Genomic DNA, 17,330 nt, shown 5'->3' on the forward strand with positions numbered 1-17,330 from the left:
GGGTGAACGCCGGGGCCGCGCGCCGTGCCCGCGGGCGCCGGCCTACGCCCCGGACGGACCGCCGCGGGACTCCTCCAGCGCCCGTGCGAGCGTCTGCGCGTCGTGCGGCCCGACGTGCCGCCTCTCGCCGACGAAGAAGGTCGGTGTGCCGCGCGCGCCACTGGCCTCGGCGCCGGCGATGTCGGCGCGCACCCGGGCCGCCGTCCTGTCGTCGCCGAGATCCCGGAGGAACTCCTCCACGTCGAGGCCGAGCTCGGCGGCGTAGCCCACGAGGTCCTCGAACTCCAGTTGGTCCTGGTGCGAGAAGAGCAGGTCGTGCATCTCCCAGAAGCGCCCCTGGGCGTCGGCGGCGACCGCCGCACGGGCGGCGAGTTCGGCGTGCGGATGCACGTCGGTGAGCGGCAGGTGCCGGAAGACGTACCTCAGGTCGTGGCCGAAGCGGTCCCGCAGCTCGCGTGTGACACCCGTGGCGCGCGCGCAGAACGGGCACTCGAAGTCGCCGTACTCCACGAGGGTGAGCGGGGCGTCCGGGGCTCCCTTGACGTGGTCCGTCGCCACGTCCACCGGTCGGTCGAGGACCCGCGGCAGGTCCGCGTCCCTCTTCCCGCCGAGCGCGGCGGACACCCGGAACAGCAGCCGTCCGAGGACGGGCGCGACGAGCAGCGCGATCAGCACGCCGACGGTCGCCTCGTCGCGGAGGATCCGGTCGTCGAAGGCCAGGCCGGTCACCAGCAGCGAGACCGTGAACCCGATGCCGGAGAGGGTGGCGCCCCCGAGGACGTGGCCCCAGCCGACCCCCTGGGGCAGCCTTCCGAGCCCCAGCCGTACGCCCGCGGCGGAGGCCAGCGTCACGCCCAGGGACTTCCCCACCACCAACGCCGCGACCACGCCCCAGGTGACCGACGACGACAGCGCCTGGACGAGGACGCCGCCACGCAGGTCCACACCGGCGTTGGCCAGGGCGAACAGCGGGACGACGACATAGCCGGTCCAGGGGTGCAGCACCTCCTGCAACCGCTCGTTGACCGAGATCGCCCGCTCCAGCTCCACCCGGGCCGACCGGCCCACCTCGGCCATGGGGGACTGCCGGAAGGCGTGGAAGCGCCGGGCCGCCCCCTCGACCGCCTCACGGGCGGGGGCGCGGGCGGCGACCAGGAGGCCGCCGAGCATACCGGCGATGGACGCGTGGAGACCCGCCCGGTGGGCGGCGAGCCACAGCGCCAGGACGACGAGGACGTACGGGGCGGCGCGCCAGACGCCCAGGCGGCTCAGCAGCGAGAGCAGCGCGCCCAGGACGAGCATGGCCAGGAGCGCCGGTGGGTGGAGGGACCCGGAGTAGACCAGGCCGATCACGGTCACGGCCACCATGTCGTCGATGACGGTGAGGGTCAGGAGGAAGACCCGCAGTTGCGTCGCGAACCGGGGGCCCACCACGGCGAGCGCGCCCAGCATGAACGCCGTGTCGGTGCCGATGACGACGCCCCAGCCCCCCGCGGCCTCGCCCGCGGGCACGATCGCCAGGTACAGCAGCACGGGAAGGGTCATCCCGCCGAGCGCGGCGGCGACCGGGACGGCGGCGCGGCGCCGGTCGGTCAGCTCGCCGAGGGAGAACTCGCGTCGGACCTCCAGGCCGACCACGAAGAAGAACAGGGCCATCAGGCCGTCGTTCACCCAGTGTTCGAGGTCCATCGACAGGTCGGCGCCCCCGAGCGAGAACGCCGCCTCCGTGGCCCGGAGGGACTCGTACAGACCGGACCACGGTGAGTTGGCCCAGAGCAGGGCCACCACGGTGGCGGCCAGGAGCAGGCCCGCGCTGCCCGCCTCCGTCGCCAGGAAGCGGCGCACGGGGGCGGACAGTTGGGCCGGGAACGCACGCCTGACGGGCCGGCTCTGGGGGTTTCCGCGCCGCTTGGTCCACATCTCCGCGTCGGCCCGTCGCCCTCGTCACCGGTTCCCCGTCGCCCGCTGCCAGTACGGGGCCTCGGTGGGGATGGGCGGCAGGGCGGAGCGCACGCGGCCGAAGCGATCGTCCCCCGCCGCCCAGGAGGCGTGGGCGGCGTCGATCTCGGCGCGGGTGCGGGCGACGAAGTTCCACCACATGAGGATCGGCTCGGGGAACGGTTCGCCGCCGAGCAGCATCGCGCGGGCCGGTTCGCGCACATCCAGGCGGACCTCGTCGCGGCCTTCGCCGAGATAGCCCGACCTGCCCGGACGCAACGGCTCGCCGTGGACACCGACCTCTCCTTCGAGGACCACCACCGCGTACTCGAACCCGGGCCGCAACGGCACGGTGGCGGACCGGCGCAGGTCGAGGTCGATCCCGACCAACGGGGTGTCGTGCCGGGCCGGGCCGAGCAGGCCGCCGAACTCCCCGACCAACACGGTCGCCGCGCCCGCGCCGTGGTCGAGGTCGGCGCGGGGGAGCTCGGTGTGGTGCTCGAACGCCGCCGGGCCGTGTCGGGTGGCGTCGGGCAGCGCGACCCACAGTTGGATGCCCTCCAGGGTGCCGCGGTAGTGGCCGGTGGCCTCCTCGGCGTGGGAGACGCCGCCGCCGGCGGTCATCAGGTTGAGCCCGCCGGGCTTGATCACCTGCTCGGTTCCGAGGCTGTCGCGGTGCAGCACCTGCCCGTCGGTGAGCCAGGTGACGGTCTGGAGGCCGATGTGCGGATGCGGACCGATGTCCAGGCCGCTGTCCTCGGTGACGTCGGCGGGCCCCATGTGGTCGGCGAAGCACCAGGCGCCGACCGTGCGCCGTCCCCGGCGCGGTAGCGCGCGGCGCACCCGGAACCTCCCCACCCGCGCCTCGCGGCTGTCGCTCACCTCCACGCACGGCGCCGTGGGGTGGCCGGTGTCGGCCAGGGCGGGGGGCGCGTCGATCGCGCCGACCGGTCCACTCATCGCAACCTCGCTTCCGTGCGGCTCGTCGGCCGCATCCCTACCCGGTCCCGGCCCGGCCGACGAGGGAGTACGGCCGGCCGGGTGACGGCGGGGCGGAGCGCGGCGGCGGGCGGCGGGCGGCGGAGGAGGGTGCGGCGGACGCTAGAAGCCGAGCCTGCGCAGTTGCCTCGGGTCGCGCTGCCAGTCCTTGGCGACCTTGACGTGCAGGTCGAGGTAGACGGGCGTGCCCAGCAGCGCCTCGATCTGCTTGCGGGACCTGGTGCCGACCTCCTTCAGCCGGCTGCCCCCCGGCCCGATGACGATGCCCTTCTGGCTGGGCCGTTCGATGAAGACGTTGGCGTGGACGTCCAGCAACGGACGGTCGGCCGGCCGGCCCTCGCGCGGTGTCATCTCCTCGACCACCACCGCGATGGAGTGCGGCAGCTCGTCGCGCACGCCCTCCAGGGCGGCCTCGCGGATCAGCTCGGCGACCATGACCTGCTCGGGCTCGTCGGTCAGGTCCCCGTCCGGGTAGAGCCGCGGCCCCTCGGGCAGCAGCGGGACGAGCAGATCGGCGAGCAGGCCGACCTGTTCGCCGGCGGTGGCCGAGACGGGCACGATCTCGGCCCACTCGATGCCCAGTTCCCTGCCGAGCCGGTCGACGGCGAGGAGCTGTTCGGCCAACGCCTTGGAGTCCACCAGATCGGTCTTGGTGACGACCGCGACCTTGGGGGTGCGCTTCAGGTCGGCCAGCTCCTTGGCGATGAACCGGTCACCGGGGCCGATCTTCTGGTCGGCGGGCAGGCAGAAGCCGATCACGTCGACCTCGGCCCAGGTGGTGCGCACCACGTCGTTGAGCCGCTCGCCGAGCAGGGTGCGCGGCTTGTGCAGCCCGGGGGTGTCCACGAGCACCAGTTGCGCGTCGGGGCGGTGGACGATGCCCCGGACGGTGTGGCGGGTGGTCTGCGGGCGGTTGGAGGTGATCGCGACCTTCGTTCCCACCAGGGCGTTGGTGAGCGTCGACTTGCCCGCGTTGGGGCGGCCGACGAAGCAGGCGAAGCCCGCGCGGTGCGGCGCGGACTCCGACTGCGTCTCGGGTCGTGAGGAGGGGGAACGGTCGCTCATGGGGGCCATTCTCCCCGATCGGCGGAGCGTCCCGTACCGGCGGCGGTCAGCCCGCGGTGACGGTGGAGCGCACCGTGCCGTCCGGGCCGGCGAGCAGCACGGGGGTGGCGGGCCCGCCCAGGTCGTGGACGGCGGCCAGGTCGGCGGAGGGGACGGAGGGCGCTTCGGAGACCACGGCCGCGGCCTCCAGGGAGGTGGCCCCGGACGCCACCGCCATCGCCACGGCCGTCCGCAGCGCGCTCAGTTTGAGCGAGGCCAGCGCGACGGTCCCGGCGACGTAGGTGCGCCCGGTCCCGTCCCGTACGGCCGCCCCCTCGGGGACGGCGTTGCGGGCCCGCGCGCTGCGGGCGAGGGTGACGATCTTGCGGTCTTCGGGGTCCAGGTCGGCGGCTTCGCTCATGGGGGTGAGCATATGCGGTCCCGAGTTCCCGGTCCGCTCCGGGAGCGCCCCCCCACCCGGGCTCGCCGGGCGGAGGGCGCGGAGCCGGAGGGCGGTGTCAGCCGCAGTGCTCGGCCTTCTCCCGGTCCGTCATCGCACGGGTGTGCTGGGTCTTGGTGTCGTTCCCGTCGGGCACCGGGCCGACCGCCTCGAACGGCGCGTACCAGTAGTAGTGGCCGTAGTAGCGGTCGGGGAAGTGCAGCTCGTAGCGTCCGCCGACGCGCTGCATCTCGGCTTCGCGGGTCACCCAGCCGACCTCGCCGGGACGCACCTCGATCCAGGTCGTCTCGCTGTCGGTGTGCGAACTCGACCAGGTGTGGTTGTAGCTGACCTCGATGCTGGTCTTGAAGACCTCGGCGAAGCCGTACTCGGCGCTCAGCGAGACGCCGACGCTGTTCGACTCGCCGACGGTGTCCGACCAGCCCACGGAGGCCCGCTGCACGTCCTGGGTGCAGTTGTAGACCTTGCCGCCGACCTGGTGCGGCTCGCCCATGAAGGTCTGGGGCGGACCGTCGGGGTGGAAGAGGCAGACGTCGCTGCCGTTGTCGCACTTGTCGAGCAGCTCGCGGATGGTGGGCTTGCCGTCGTGGTCGGCGTGGGCGGTGGTCGGGGCCAGGACCGCGCTTCCGGCGGTCGCGAGTGCCGCCAGCAGCACGGAGAGGCGGACTCGTCCGGTCATCGGTGACTCCAGGTGTCGTGGGGGATGGCGTGTGGCGCGCTTCGTCCGTTCGCCCGGCGCGCCGCGGGAGGGCGCGGTGCGCCGGCCGTCAGCTGAACCCGATGGACTGGGTGCGGTCGTTCATGAACGGCCCGATGTTCGGGGTGTTCTCCTTGAACGGGCCGTCCCGGTCGCCGTTCAGGCCCGGCTCGGGGTAGAGCCAGATCCAGCAGTTCGCCCACGGCTGCACGGAGGTGATCTTGTTCTTCCAGTCGTCCGAGAGGTCGAGCTGGTAGTCGACCCAGCCGTCCTTCTCACAGGGCGCGGCGCCGTAGACGGTCAGCGAGTCGCCGCCGTAGTTCTCGTCCTCGAAGAAGGTGCCCTGGATGACGTCGGAACTCCGGGCGGCCTCCGCCGAGGCGGCCAGGCCCTTCGCCTCCGCCCGGAACGCCGTGTCCCCGGCGGCGCGCCGGGGGGAGGCGGGGGCGTCGGTGATGCGGCCGTCGGTGGCCGCGGCGACGGCGTCGGTGAAGCTCGAAAAGCAGCTCCGCTCCCCGCCGCGGAGGTCCACGACGCAGTGCCGGGGGCCGTCCTCGGGGGCGGCCACGGCCGCCTGCGCCGAGGCCGCCGAGACGGCACCGGCCGCCGCGAACACGGCCGCCGCGGCACGGGCCTTGCGGGTCTTTCTGCCCACCATGCGCAACTCCTGTACTTCTCGGGGTGGTTGGCGGTGGTACTCCTTACTCGGACCGCCACCCGCGAAACCGGATGCCCGCGATTGCCCGTGAACGGATGCCGAAGCGCTGGTCGCGGTCCGGACGTGCCCGGAAATGTGGGAGGAACGGGACCGCCCCGCCGGCGGTGCCGGGCGGGGCGGGTGGGACGGGTGGAGACGGCCGGGTGGGGCGCGGCGCGGGCTCAGCCGCCGCTCCCCACGACCCGCTCCTCCTGGGGGGCCGGGACGGGAGCGCGGACCGGCTCGACCAGGACGGTGACGATGCGGTTGCGGCGCCCCGCCGGGGACTCGGCGGTCAGACGCAGGCCCACCGGCTCGGAGTGGGCGGGGTCGGCGGTGCGGTGGTGGTCTCGGTGGTGATCGCGGTGGTGGTCGCCGCGGCCCTCGGTCGGGTCCACCACGACCGTGGCACCCGCGATGGGCACCCGGCCCAACAGCTTGGCCAGCAGGCCGCCGACCGTCTCCACGTCCTCGTCCTCCAGGTCCAGGCCGTACAGCTCGCCCAGGTCGCCCAGGTCGAGCCGGGCCGTGACCCGGTAGCGGCCGTCTCCCAGATCCTCGACGGGCGGCAGCTCGCGGTCGTACTCGTCGGTGATCTCGCCGACGATCTCCTCCAGGATGTCCTCGATGGTGACGATCCCGGCCGTGCCGCCGTACTCGTCGACGGCGACCGCGACGTGGTTGCGGTCCCTCTGCATCTCGCGCAGCAGGTCGCCGGCGTTCTTGGTGTCGGGGACGAAGACCGCGGGCCGCATGACCGTGGAGACCGGGTCGCTCTCGGCGTCCCGGTTGACGTGCACCCGGCGCGCGAGGTCCTTGAGGTAGACGATGCCGACGACGTCGTCCTCGTTCTCACCGGTCACCGGAATGCGGGAGAAGCCCGAGCGCAGGGCGAGGGTGAGCGCCTGCCGGACGCTCTTGAAGCGTTCGATGGAGACCAGCTCGGTGCGCGGCACCATCACCTCGCGCACCAGCGTGTCGCCCAGCTCGAAGACCGAGTGCACCATCCGGCGCTCCTCGTCCTCGATCAGCGACTCCCGGCCGGCCAGGTCCACCATGGCCCTCAACTCGGCCTCGGTGGCGAACGGCCCCTTGCGGAAGCCCCGGCCGGGAGTGAGCGCGTTGCCCAGGAGGATCAGCAGTTGCGGCAGCGGGCCGAGGACGCGGGCCAGCGGCAGCAACACGTACGCGGCGGTCGTGGCGGTGTTCAGCGGATGCTGGCGGCCGATGGTGCGCGGTGAGACGCCGACCGCGACGTAGGAGACCAGCACCATCACGGCGATGGCGGCCGACAGCGCCTGCCAGGTCTCGTCGAAGGTGTGGAGGAAACCGTAGGTGACCAGGACCCCGGACGCCATCTCGGCGGCGACGCGCAGCAGCAGCGCCAGATTGAGGTAGCGGGTGGGGTCGGCGGAGACCGCGGCCAGCCGGGCGCCACCGCGCCGCCCGGAGCGGACGGCCTCCTCGGCCCGGTAACTGGTGATGCCGGCCAGCCCCGCCTCGGCGCAGGCGGCGAGCCAGGCGACGCCCACCAGCAGGATCGCCGCGGCGACCAGGGGGGCGCTCATGTCGTCGTCGGGGCCGGTGAGGGCCCCGTCAGACCGTGCTCGGCGCGCCAGCCGTCGACGATGGCCGCCTGGAGGCCGAACATCTCGGCCCGTTCGGCGGGCGTCTCGTGGTCGTAGCCCAGGAGGTGGAGCACTCCGTGGACGGTGAGCAGTTGGAGTTCCTCGTCCATGGAGTGCTTCGTCGGGGCCTGCTCGCCCTGTCGCTCGGCGACGTCCGGGCACAGGACGATGTCGCCGAGGAGCCCTTGCGGGGGCTCCTCGTCGTCCTTGGTGGGCGACCGCAGCTCGTCCATCGGGAAGGACATGACGTCGGTCGGGCCGGGCAGATCCATCCACTGCTTGTGGAGCTGCTCCATCGCGTCGGCGTCGACGGCGATCACCGACAGTTCCGAGAGCGGGTGGATGCGCATACGGGCCAGGGCGTAGCGGGCGATGTCGAGGATCGCGCGCTCGTCGATCTCCCGGCCGGACTCGTTGTTGACGTCGATCGACATGTGGGTGTCGGTTGCTTTCCGTTACGTCCGGTCACTGCCGTTGGTCGTGCCGTTGCGGTCGTCGTAGCGGTCGTAGGCGTCGACGATACGGCCGACCAGCTTGTGCCGGACGACGTCGGTGCTGGTGAGCCGCGAGAAGTGGACGTCCTCGACGCCTTCGAGGATCTCCTGCACCTGACGCAGACCACTCCTGGTGCCGCCGGGGAGGTCGACCTGCGTGACGTCACCGGTGATCACTATCTTGGAGTCGAACCCGAGCCGGGTGAGGAACATCTTCATCTGCTCGGGATTCGTGTTCTGCGCCTCGTCCAGGATGATGAAGGCGTCGTTGAGCGTCCGGCCGCGCATGTACGCCAACGGTGCGACCTCGATCGTCCCGGCGGCCATCAGACGCGGGATCGAGTCGGGGTCGAGCATGTCGTGCAGCGCGTCGTACAGCGGCCGCAGGTAGGGGTCGATCTTCTCGTAGAGCGTGCCGGGCAGGAAGCCCAGTCGCTCCCCCGCCTCCACCGCGGGCCGGGTCAGGATGATGCGGGTGACCTGCTTGGACTGCAGGGCCTGCACCGCCTTGGCCATGGCCAGGTACGTCTTGCCGGTGCCCGCGGGGCCGATGCCGAACACGACGGTGTGCTTGTCGATCGCGTCCACGTAGCGCTTCTGGTTGAGCGTCTTGGGGCGGATCGTGCGACCGCGGTTGGACAGGATGTTCTGCGTGAGCACCTCGGCGGGCGTCTCGGCGTTCCCGTCGTCCCCCGTGGCCTCTCTGAGCATGGCGATCGAGCGCTCCACCGCGTCCTCCGTCAGGGGCTGGCCGGTACGCAACACCAGCATCATCTCGTCGAACAGTCGCTGAACGAGTTCGACCTCCGCGGCGTCGCCCGTCGCGCTGATCTCGTTGCCGCGAACGTGGATGTCGGTGGCCGGGAAGGCGTCCTCGACCACGCGGAGGAGGGAGTCGCCGGAACCGAGCACCGTGACCATCGGGTGCTTGGCCGGGACGGTGAAGCGGGCACTCGCTTGGGTGGACCGTGCCTGGTCTGTCTGTGTCTGAGTCATGGGCCGGCTCTGTGGCCTGCGCTTCCCTCTCTGTCGCTGCTGTGCGCCTGGACTTCCAGGGTACGCCGTGGCGGTGGCGGGCCAGTAGGGATTTGTCGGTACCGGTGCCGGTGCCGGTGCCGGTGCCGCGCCGGGCGGTGGCGGACGGCACGGGCCCCACCGTCGGCTTCCGCCCCGCGGGGAGCCGGTGGGGCCCGTCTCACGACCGGCGGAAGCCGATGGTGGGCACCGCCCGGCGCAACGGCCAGGGACGGGCGCAGCCGGGCAGCAGGGCTTCGAGGAAGGCGTAGCGGCGCAGGGCGGCCGGGTCCTGGTCGTCGAAGGCGCGCACGTGCTGCCACCAGGCGGCGATCTCCGCCCAGCCGGGCGCCGAGAGCGAACCGCCGAACTCCTGTACCGACAGGGCGGCGGTCAGGCCCGCGAAGGCGAGCCGGTCGGCCAGCGGCCACCCCGCCAGGGTGCCGGTGACGAAACCGGCCACGAACACGTCTCCGGCGCCGGTGGGATCCAGCGCCTCCACCTCGATGGCGGGCACCTCGGCGGTCTCGCCGGTGGCGCCGTCCACCGCGTAGGCGCCCTCGGAGCCCAGGGTGACCACGGCCAGCGGCACCCGGTCGGCCAGGCGGCGGGCGGCGGCGCGGGGGCAGTCGGTGCGGGTGTAGCGCATCGCCTCGCCGGCGTTGGGCAGGAACGCCTCGCAGTGCTCCAGGCCGGCGAGGTCGGCCGGGTCCCAACGGCCGGTGTCGTCCCAGCCGACGTCGGCGAAGACCCGGCTGCCGGCGCGGGCCGCCCGCTCCAGCCACTCCCGGTCGGCGCCCGCCTGGAGGGAGGCGACGCAGGCGCGGGCGGGGGGCGGGGTGTCGGGGGCGGTCTCCTTCGGCGACGGGGCCTCGTGCCCGTGGGAGACCATCGTCCGCTCGCCCTCGTAGGCCATCGAGACGGTGACGGGCGAGTGCCAGCCGGGGACGGTGCGCGACAGGGAGAGGTCGATGCCCTCCCCCCGTTCCAGCGCCTCCCAGCAGTACTCGCCGTACATGTCGTCCCCGAAGGCGGCGGCCAGACAGGTGCGCAGGCCGAGCCGGGCCAGGGCGGTGGCCATGTTGGCGACGCCGCCGGGGCTGGATCCCATGCCCCGGGCCCAGGACTCCGTGCCGCGCACGGGCGCGGAGTCCAGGCCGGTGAAGACGATGTCCAGGAAGACGCTCCCGGTCAGGTAGACGTCGTGGGGCGGGTCGTGGGGGGTGCGGAGCGCGGCGAGCGGGTCGAGCATGCGGCCAGTGTGCCCCAACGGAGCCGACACCTTCGGCGGTCGGGGGAGGTCGGCTCCGTGTTCCGCCGCGCCGCGCGGCGGTGGGGCGGCGGCGCTCCCGTCACCAGCGGGGTACGGCCGGTGCGGTCCAGCCGGGGTCGGCCCGGCGCATGGCGGCGGCGTCGTCCCGGTCGCGCAGGGAACCGTCGTCCGCCAGCCAGCGCCGGTGGAGGGCGTCGAGCCGGGCGCGGTCGAGGACGACGCCCAGGCCGGGCCCGTCGGGGACGGTGACGCATCCGTCGGTGAAGGTCAGGCGCTCGGTGAGCACGTCCTCGGTCTGCCAGGGGTAGTGGGTGTCGCAGGCGTGACGCAGACCGGGCACGGTGGCGGCGACGTGGGTCATGGCGGCGAGGCTGATGCCCAGGTGGGTGTTGGAGTGCATGGAGATCCCCACGCCGAAGGCGCGGCAGATCTCGGCGAGGTGCCGGGTGTTGCGCAGCCCGCCCCAGTAGTGGTGGTCACTGAGCACGACCTGGACGGCTCCGGTGGTGAAGGCCTCGGCTATCTCCGGGAAGGTGGTCACGCACATGTTGGTGGCCAGCGGCAGCCCGCCGGCGCGTGCGGCGACCTCCGCCATCGCGGGGGTGCCGGAGGTCGGGTCCTCCAGGTACTCCAGCACGTCGCGCAGTTCGGCGGCGACCTCCAGCGAGGTCTCCACCGACCAGGCGCCGTTGGGGTCCAGGCGCAGGGGCCGCCCGGGGAAGGCGGCGGCGAGCGCCCGGACGGCGGCGATCTCCTCCTCGGGCGGGAAGACCCCGCCCTTGAGCTTGAAGGAACCGAAGCCGTGGTCGCGGACGAAGCGACGGGCCTGGGCGACGATCCCCTCGGGATCGAGGGCGGCGCCCCAGTCGTCGGCCTCCCCCGCCACGCCCTCCGGGTGCCGGGCCCAGCGGTAGAAGAGGTAGGCGCTGTACTCCACGCGATCGCGCAACTTCCCCCCGAGCAGGGCGTGCACCGGCAGGTCGAACGCCCTGCCCATGGCGTCCAGGCAGGCCACCTCGAAGCCGGAGACGACCGACAGCCGCAGTTTGTCGGCGGTCCGGACGCCGCGCAGCCCGCCCACGTCCACACCGCCGTCGACGTGGTGCCCGGGCAGGGGGACATCGTCGATCAGGGAGAACAGGCCGTTCAGATCGGTGACCGAGCGGCCCGGCAGCCGCTCGGCGAGGGAGCGCGCCGTCTCCAGGTACTCGGTGTCGCCGTAGGTCTCGCCCACCCCGGTGACGCCGCCGGCCGTGACCACCTCGACGACCAGCCGCGGGGTGTACGGCTGGTGGACTCCCTGGGTGTTGAGCAGCGGCGGGTCGGCGACGAGGATCGGGGTCAGACGTACCTCGGTGACGGTCAGGTCCTTCATCCGGCGACTCCTGTCGGCTGGGGGCCGGGGGCGTCGGCATCCGTCGTCGGAGCGGCCCGCGCCATCGACCCGTTCCGGTACATGAACAGTGTCCATGAGCGGAAACGGAGACTAGGTAGGCGGACGGAGAGCGTCAAGGGTGCCCGCGCGTTTTGGGAAGGACGCGGGGCGGCGGGGGGCGGTGGGAGAGAGCGGGAGGGGGGAGGGAGCGGTGACGGGAAGCGCCCGGGGCGGTCCGGCCGCTCAGCGCCGGCGGGGCATCGGCACCCGCGCCAGGTCCTCGGCCACCGTCAACTCCCCCCGGTACCCGGCCGCCCGTGCCTCGCGGGCAAACGCGGCCGGATCGTCGTAGCGCTGCGAGAAGTGCGTGAGCACCAGGTGCCGCACGCCCGCCTCCACCGCGACGGAGGCCGCCTGCCCCGCGGTGAGGTGACCGTACTCCTCGGCCAGGGACCGCTCGGTGTCCAGGAAGGTGGACTCGACGACCAGCATGTCGCAGCCCTCGGCGAGTTCGTGGACGCCGTCGCACAGCCGGGTGTCCATCACGAAGGCGAAGCGCTGCCCGGGCCGGGCCTCGCTCACCTCCTCCAGGGAGGTGCCGCGCAGCTCGCCCTCCCGCTGGATGCGGCCGACGTCCGGACCGGTGATGCCGCGCGCGGCGAGCCGCTCGGGCAGCATCCGGCGCCCGTCCGGCTCGACCAGACGGTAGCCGTAGGACTCCACCGGGTGCGACAGCCGGCGTGCCTGGAGGGTGTAGGCGGCGGTGACGGCCAGCGTGCCGTCCGCGGCGACCGGCTCCTCGCGCAGCTCGACCGTCTCCCGGTAGGCGGTGGCGTACCGCAGCCGGTCGAAGAAGCGCTGCCCGCTCGCCGGGTAGTGCGCCGTGACCGGATGCGGCACCCGGTCGAGGTTGATGCGCTGGACGACCCCGGCCAGTCCGAGCGAGTGGTCACCGTGGAAGTGCGTGACGCACAACCGGGTGAGGTCATGGGCGGCCACGCCCGCGCGGAGCATCTGGCGCTGGGTGCCCTCGCCCGGGTCGAAGAGGAGGGCCTCGCCGTCCCAGCGCAGGACGTAGCCGTTGTGGTTGCGGTGCCGGGTGGGCACCTGGCTGGCGGTGCCCAGCACGACCAGTTCCCGTACGGACATGCGGGGAGGACCGCCCCTTACCCGGGCGGCCAGTTCAGACCGCGCCCGCCGAGGACGTGGGCGTGCGCGTGCCACACCGTCTGCCCGGCCCCCGCACCGGTGTTGAACACGATGCGGTAGCCGACGGTCGCGCCCCCGGGCGGGGCGATGTTCTCCCGCGCCGCCACCTCGCCCGCCGCGCGCAGCACGTCGGCGGCCAACTGCGGGGCCGCGGCGGCCAGGGCCGCGGCGTCGGGGTGGTGTTCCTTGGGGATCACCAGGACGTGCGTGGGCGCCTGGGGGTTGATGTCCCGGAAGGCGAGCGTGGTGTCCGTCTCGTGGACGACGGTCGCTGGGACATCACCCGCGACGATCTTGCAGAACAGGCAGTCTTCCTGCGGTTCTTCCGCCACGGTGGCGCCTTTCGCTGAGGATGGTCTCGAACCTGGCCCGATGCGGGGTGCGCGGTGCAGATCGTACCCCGACCGGTCCGGACCCGACGGTCAGGACCAGCGGCCGGTACGCCCCGACAGCAGGGCCACCGCGGCCGTTCCCGCCGTGGAGGTGCGCAGTACGCTCGGCCCCAGCCGGTACGGCCGCGCCCCCGCCCCCGCGAACGCCTCCAGCTCCTCCGGGGCCACCCCGCCCTCCGGTCCGACGACGAGCACCAGCTCACCGTCGGCGGGCAGCTCGGCCGTGGCCAACGGCTCGGAGCCCTCCTCGTGGAGGACGGCGGCGAAGGCGGCCGAGGACAGCAGCGGCACCAACTGCCGGGTGGTCACCGGCTCGGCGACCTCGGGGAAGCGCAGCCGACGGGACTGCTTGCCCGCCTCGCGCGCCGCGCTCCGCCACTTGCGCAGCGCCTTCGCCCCCCGCTCGCCCCGCCACTGGGTCACACAGCGCGCCGCCGACCAGGGCACGATCGCGTCCACGCCGGTCTCGGTCATGGTCTCCACCGCCAGCTCGCCGCGATCGCCCTTGGGCAGCGCCTGGACGACGGTGATCCGCAAACGCGGCTCCGGCTCGGCGCGCACCTCGGCGACGGCGACCTCCAGGCGGTCCCGGCCCTCGACGGCGGCGACGGTGCCGAACGCCCCGGTGCCCGCCCCGTCGGTGAGGACGATCTCCTCGCCCACCCGCAGCCGCCGCACCGCGACGGCGTGCCGGCCCTCGGGACCGTCCAGCACCAGCCCGGCGCCGGGGGCCGCACCGGCGAGGGCGCCGGGCTCCGCGAGGAAGACGGGGGCGGTCACGCGGACCGTCCCGAGGGAGCGGAGGCGAGCGCCGCACGGGCCGCCGCCAGTTCGCCGGCCAGCACCGCGACCAGTTCGGCGGCCGGAAGCGGGCGCGCCAGCCGGTGCCCCTGCCCCGCCCACAGCGGCAGGGCCTGCGCGTCGCCCGCCGCCACGGCGGCCCGGCGCAGCGGGGTGGTGAGTCGCTGCACCTGGGGATAGGCGGCGGGAGCGTGCGCCCCGTGCTCGGCCATGAAGCGGTTGACCAGCCCGCGCGCCGGGCGGCCGGTGAAGGCGCGGGTCAGTTCGGTGCGGGGGAACGCCACATCGGTGAGGGCCCGCTTGTGCAGCTCGTGCGCCCCGGACTCGGGGCACGCCAGGAACGCCGTGCCGAGCTGCGCGGCGGTCGCTCCGGCCGCCAGCACGGCGGCGATCTGCTCACCGCGCATCAGCCCGCCCGCGGCGATCAGGGGGAGCGGCACGGCGTCGCGGACCAGCGCCAGCAGCGTCAGCAGGCCGATGCCGGCACCCGGACCGTCCGCCGCGGGGTCGTCGCGGTGCGTGCTCTGGTGGCCGCCCGCCTCGATGCCCTGGACGCACAGGACGTCGGCTCCCGCCTCCCGCGCGGCCCGCGCCTCGGCCACGGAGGTGACGGTGACGGCGGTGAGGGTGCCCCGCCCGGCCAGCTCCGCCAGGACGTCGCGCGGCGGGCAGCCGAAGGTGAAGGAGACGAACGGCACGGGGTCGTCCAGCAGGGCCGCCAGCTTGGCCTCGTACCCGGCGGCCCCGTCGTGGCCGCCGGGCCCGGGGTCGCCGAGCTCGGTCCCGTACCGGGCGGCCTCGCCCGCGAGCCGATCGCGGTACGCCGCGACGGCGGCCTCCGTCTCCGGGCCGCCGGCGGGCTGCGGCACGAAGAGGTTCACGCCGAAGGGCCGGTCGGTCAGCTCCCGCAGCCGTCCGATCTCCTCGCGCATCGCGTCGGGGGAGTTGAACCCGGCCGCGAGGAAGCCGAGACCGCCCGCCCCGCAGACGGCCGCGGCCAACTCGGGACAGGACGGGCCCCCGGCCATGGGTGCCTGTACGACGGGGTGGTCCAGCCAGGAGGTCAGGGGAGTCGACTCGGAGGACATGACGGCATCCTGTCATGCCCCCCGAGCGCCGGCCGGCAGCGCCTCAGCGTCCGTTGAAGGCGTCCTTCAGCCGCGAGAACAACCCCTGCTGCCCCGGCTGGAACTGGCCCGTCGGCCGCTCCTCGCCGCGCAGCTTGGCCAGCCGGCGCAGCAGTTCCTCCTGCTCGGCGTCGAGCTTGCTCGGCGTCTGGACCTCGACGTGGACGATCAGGTCGCCGCGGCCGCCGCCGCGCAGGTGCGTCACACCGCGCTGGTGGAGCGGGATGGACTGGCCGGACTGGGTGCCGGGCCGGATGTCCACCTCCTCCATGCCGTCCAGCGTCTCCAGCGGGACCTTGGTGCCCAGCGCGGCGGCCGTCATGGGAATGGTCACCGTGCAGTGCAGGTCGTCGCCGCGCCGCTGGAAGGCCGGGTGCGGAACCTCGTGGATCTCCACGTACAGGTCGCCCGCCGGCCCCCCGCCCGGACCGACCTCGCCCTCGCCGGCGAGCTGGATGCGGGTGCCGTTGTCGACACCGGCCGGGATCTTCACCGTCAGGTTGCGCCGCGAGCGGACGCGACCGTCGCCGGCGCACTCCGGGCACGGGGTCGGCACGACCGTGCCGAAGCCCTGACACTGCGGGCAGGGACGCGAGGTCATGACCTGGCCCAGGAAGGACCGGGTGACCTGCGACACCTCACCGCGACCGCGACACATGTCGCACGTCTGGGCCGACGTGCCCGGGGCCGCGCCCTCGCCGCTGCACGTGGTGCAGACGACCGCCGTGTCGACCTGGATCTCCTTGGTGGCGCCGAAGGCGGCCTCGTCCAGCTCGATGTCGAGCCTGATCATGGCGTCCTGGCCGCGCCGGGTGCGGGACCTCGGCCCGCGCTGCGCGGCGGTGCCGAAGAAGGCGTCCATGATGTCGGAGAAGTTCCCGAAGCCCGCGCCGAAGCCACCGCCCCGCGCTCCGGCCCCGGCGCCGCCCATCGGGTCGCCGCCGAGGTCGTACATCTGCTTCTTCTGCGGGTCGGAGAGCACCTCGTAGGCGGTGTTGATCTCCTTGAACCGCTCCTGCGTCTTCGGGTCCGGGTTCACATCCGGGTGCAGCTCGCGGGCGAGCCGCCGGAATGCCTTCTTGATCTCGTCCTGCGAGGCATCGCGCTGCACGCCCAGGACCGCGTAGTAATCCGTCGCCACTTACGACTCCGCGAGGATCTGTCCGACGTAACGTGCCACTGCGCGTACCGCTCCCATCGTTCCGGGGTAGTCCATGCGGGTCGGTCCGACCACGCCGAGTTTGGCGACCGCCTCGTCGCCCGAACCGTAACCGACCGAGACGACCGACGTGGACGTCAGCCCCTCGTGAGCATTCTCATGTCCGATGCGCACCGTCATACCGGGTTCCTGGGTCTCCCCCAGCAGCTTGAGCAGGACGACCTGTTCCTCCAACGCTTCCAGCACCGGCCGGATGGTCAGCGGGAAGTCGTGCACGAAGCGGGTGAGATTGGCGGTGCCACCGATCATCAGCCGTTCCTCGGTCTCCTCGACCAAGGTCTCCAGCAGGGTCGCGAGCACGGTCGAGACCGTGCCGCGGTCCTCCTGGTCGAAGGACTCCGGCAGGTCCTGCACCAGCTTGGGCACCTCGGAGAAGCGCTCTCCGACCACCCTGCTGTTGAGGCGGGCGCGCAGGTCCGCCAGTGACGTCTCGGAGATGGGCGTCGGGCACTCCACGACACGCTGCTCGACCCGCCCGGTGTCGGTGATCAGCACGAGCATCAGCCGCGCCGGCGCGAGGAGCAACAGCTCGACGTGGCGCACGGTCGAGCGGGTCAGCGAGGGGTACTGGACGACGGCCACCTGACGGGTGAGCTGGGCCAGCAGCCGTACGGTGCGGCTGACCACGTCGTCGAGGTCGACGGCGTCCTCCAGGAAGCTCTGGATCGCCCGACGCTCCGGCTTCGACAGCGGCTTGACGCTCGCCAGCTTGTCGACGAACAGCCGGTAGCCCTTGTCGGTGGGGATACGGCCCGCGCTGGTGTGGGGCTGGGCGATGTAGCCCTCCTCCTCCAGCGCCGCCATGTCGTTGCGCACGGTGGCCGGGGAGACCTGAAGGTTGTGCCGTTCGGTCAGGGCCTTGGAGCCCACGGGCTCCTGGGTGCCGACATAGTCCTGGACGATGGCGCGCAGGACCTCGAGTCTGCGTTCGCTGAGCACTTGGGCGCACCTCCCGTCCGGCCG

At 73.3% G+C, this 17,330-nt stretch carries 17 protein-coding genes; all 17 read right to left on the reverse strand.

Annotated elements, in window-relative coordinates:
- Positions 1–42: 42 nt before the first annotated feature.
- Positions 43–1,920, reverse strand: coding sequence for a Na+/H+ antiporter NhaA (gene nhaA / locus F0L17_RS07550; protein WP_155070463.1), 1,878 nt, complete (start codon positions 1,918–1,920; stop codon positions 43–45).
- 24 nt (positions 1,921–1,944) lie between these two features.
- Positions 1,945–2,898, reverse strand: a complete 954-nt coding sequence (locus tag F0L17_RS07555; protein ID WP_155070464.1) for a pirin family protein — start codon at positions 2,896–2,898, stop codon at positions 1,945–1,947.
- 141 nt (positions 2,899–3,039) lie between these two features.
- Positions 3,040–4,011, reverse strand: coding sequence for a GTPase Era (gene era / locus F0L17_RS07560; protein WP_155070465.1), 972 nt, complete (start codon positions 4,009–4,011; stop codon positions 3,040–3,042).
- A 37-nt stretch (positions 4,012–4,048) separates the two neighbouring features.
- Entirely contained in the window at positions 4,049–4,402 is a 354-nt protein-coding gene (locus tag F0L17_RS07565) for a cytidine/deoxycytidylate deaminase family protein (protein ID WP_155070466.1), read from the reverse strand.
- Positions 4,403–4,499: 97 nt separating this feature from the next.
- On the reverse strand, positions 4,500–5,120 hold the full coding sequence (locus tag F0L17_RS07570; protein WP_155070467.1) for a hypothetical protein: 621 nt from the start codon (positions 5,118–5,120) through the stop codon (positions 4,500–4,502).
- Between the two features lie 88 nt (positions 5,121–5,208).
- Positions 5,209–5,796 (reverse strand): hypothetical protein, encoded by a 588-nt coding sequence (locus F0L17_RS07575; RefSeq protein ID WP_155070468.1) that lies wholly within the window; start codon positions 5,794–5,796, stop codon positions 5,209–5,211.
- 221 nt (positions 5,797–6,017) lie between these two features.
- Positions 6,018–7,403 carry a hemolysin family protein gene (locus F0L17_RS07580; protein ID WP_155070469.1) on the reverse strand — a complete coding sequence of 462 codons (1,386 nt, stop codon included), beginning with the start codon at positions 7,401–7,403 and terminating at the stop codon, positions 6,018–6,020.
- The gene (ybeY, locus tag F0L17_RS07585; RefSeq protein WP_155070470.1) at positions 7,400–7,897 is read right to left on the reverse strand and encodes an rRNA maturation RNase YbeY; all 498 of its coding nucleotides are present in this window, start codon (positions 7,895–7,897) and stop codon (positions 7,400–7,402) included. The genes F0L17_RS07580 and ybeY overlap by 4 nt, the downstream gene beginning before the upstream one ends.
- 21 nt (positions 7,898–7,918) lie before the next feature.
- Positions 7,919–8,953 (reverse strand): PhoH family protein, encoded by a 1,035-nt coding sequence (locus tag F0L17_RS07590; protein ID WP_155070471.1) that lies wholly within the window; start codon positions 8,951–8,953, stop codon positions 7,919–7,921.
- Positions 8,954–9,152: 199 nt separating this feature from the next.
- Positions 9,153–10,223: a carbohydrate kinase family protein gene (locus tag F0L17_RS07595; protein ID WP_155070472.1), complete on the reverse strand. Its 1,071-nt coding sequence runs from the start codon at positions 10,221–10,223 to the stop codon at positions 9,153–9,155.
- Between the two features lie 100 nt (positions 10,224–10,323).
- Positions 10,324–11,619: a glucarate dehydratase family protein gene (locus tag F0L17_RS07600; RefSeq protein ID WP_155070473.1), complete on the reverse strand. Its 1,296-nt coding sequence runs from the start codon at positions 11,617–11,619 to the stop codon at positions 10,324–10,326.
- Between the two features lie 243 nt (positions 11,620–11,862).
- Positions 11,863–12,768 (reverse strand): ribonuclease Z, encoded by a 906-nt coding sequence (locus tag F0L17_RS07605; protein WP_155070474.1) that lies wholly within the window; start codon positions 12,766–12,768, stop codon positions 11,863–11,865.
- Between the two features lie 17 nt (positions 12,769–12,785).
- Complete coding sequence (locus F0L17_RS07610) at positions 12,786–13,160, reverse strand: HIT domain-containing protein (protein ID WP_162465924.1); 375 nt, start codon at positions 13,158–13,160, stop codon at positions 12,786–12,788.
- A 90-nt stretch (positions 13,161–13,250) separates the two neighbouring features.
- Positions 13,251–14,000 carry a 16S rRNA (uracil(1498)-N(3))-methyltransferase gene (locus F0L17_RS07615; protein ID WP_162465925.1) on the reverse strand — a complete coding sequence of 250 codons (750 nt, stop codon included), beginning with the start codon at positions 13,998–14,000 and terminating at the stop codon, positions 13,251–13,253.
- A complete protein-coding gene (locus F0L17_RS07620) occupies positions 13,997–15,109 on the reverse strand; it encodes a nitronate monooxygenase (RefSeq protein WP_155070476.1) in 1,113 nt (370 codons plus the stop codon). Before F0L17_RS07620 ends, F0L17_RS07615 begins: the two co-directional genes overlap by 4 nt.
- Positions 15,110–15,152: 43 nt before the next feature.
- A complete protein-coding gene (dnaJ, locus tag F0L17_RS07625) occupies positions 15,153–16,289 on the reverse strand; it encodes a molecular chaperone DnaJ (protein WP_162465926.1) in 1,137 nt (378 codons plus the stop codon).
- A complete protein-coding gene (hrcA, locus tag F0L17_RS07630; protein ID WP_162465927.1) occupies positions 16,290–17,306 on the reverse strand; it encodes a heat-inducible transcriptional repressor HrcA in 1,017 nt (338 codons plus the stop codon).
- Between the last annotated feature and the right edge of the window lie 24 nt (positions 17,307–17,330).

The organism is Streptomyces taklimakanensis, assembly GCF_009709575.1.
Taxonomy (GTDB): Bacteria; Actinomycetota; Actinomycetes; order Streptomycetales; family Streptomycetaceae; genus Streptomyces; species Streptomyces taklimakanensis.